The organism is Acidovorax sp. KPB24-03 (genome assembly GCF_057546605.1).
On record NZ_BAAJYR010000722.1, the window covers coordinates 1 to 1,105 of the forward strand.

2 protein-coding genes are annotated in these 1,105 nt (G+C 70.3%); both read left to right on the forward strand.

Annotated elements, in window-relative coordinates:
- A partial coding sequence (locus AC27KI_RS25510; protein WP_487116592.1) for a TOBE domain-containing protein occupies positions 1-288 on the forward strand: 288 nt, incomplete at its 5' end.
- 1 nt (position 289) lies between these two features.
- Positions 290-1,105, forward strand: an 816-nt coding sequence (locus tag AC27KI_RS25515) for an ABC transporter ATP-binding protein (RefSeq protein WP_487116594.1), incomplete at its 3' end; no start/stop codon positions are given.

A 1,105-nucleotide genomic window follows, 5' to 3' on the forward strand; every position in this document is an offset into this window, starting at 1 on the left:
CGCCCGCGGCGGGGCCTGACCGTCGGCGTGCGGGCGAGTGCCCTGCGTCTGCAGGCACGCCCCGGCGACGTGGCGGTGGCCGGCACGGTGGAGCTGGCCGAAATCTCGGGCTCGGACACCTTCGTGCATGCGCACACGCCCTGGGGCGAACTCGTGGCGCAGGTCACGGGCGTGCACTACTTCGACCTGGGTGCGGCCATCACGCTGCACCTGGCACCGGGCGAAGCCTATGTCTTCGGCGCCGACGGCGCCTTGCTGCTGGCGCCCGCGCGCCGGGGAGGGCGCTGAGATGGCGCGCATCAATCTGGACCTGGCGCACGCCTACAAGCCCAACCCCCAGCAGGACAGCGACTACGCGCTGCTGCCGCTGTCGATGGAGTTCCGCGACGGCGGCGCCTATGCCTTGCTGGGCCCCTCGGGCTGCGGCAAGACGACCATGCTCAACATCATGTCGGGCCTGCTCGTGCCCTCGCAGGGGCGCGTGCTGTTCGACGGCAAGGACGTCACCCACGCGAGCCCGCAGGAGCGCAACATCGCCCAGGTGTTCCAGTTCCCGGTGATCTACGACACCATGACGGTGGCCGAGAACCTCGCCTTTCCGCTCAAGAACCGCAAGGTGCCCGAGGCCCAGATCCGCCAGCGCGTCGGCCAGATCGCCGAGATGCTGGACATGAGCGGGCAGCTCGACCAGCGCGCCTCGGGCCTGGCCGCCGATGCCAAGCAGAAGATTTCGCTCGGGCGCGGCCTGGTGCGCTCCGACGTGGCGGCCGTGCTCTTCGATGAGCCGCTCACGGTGATCGATCCGCACCTCAAGTGGCAGCTGCGCCGCAAGCTCAAGCAGATCCACCACGAGCTCAAGCTGACCCTGATCTACGTGACCCACGACCAGGTGGAGGCGCTGACCTTCGCCGAAGAGGTGGTGGTGATGACGCGCGGGCGCGCCGTGCAGGTGGGCGCGGCCGATGCGCTGTTCGAGCGGCCGCAGCACGTGTTCGTGGGCCACTTCATCGGCTCGCCGGGCATGAACTTCCTGCCCGCGCAGGGCGAGGCGGATGCGATCGTGGTCGCGGGCCACCGCCTGGCGCGGCCCGCGGGCAAGGCCCTG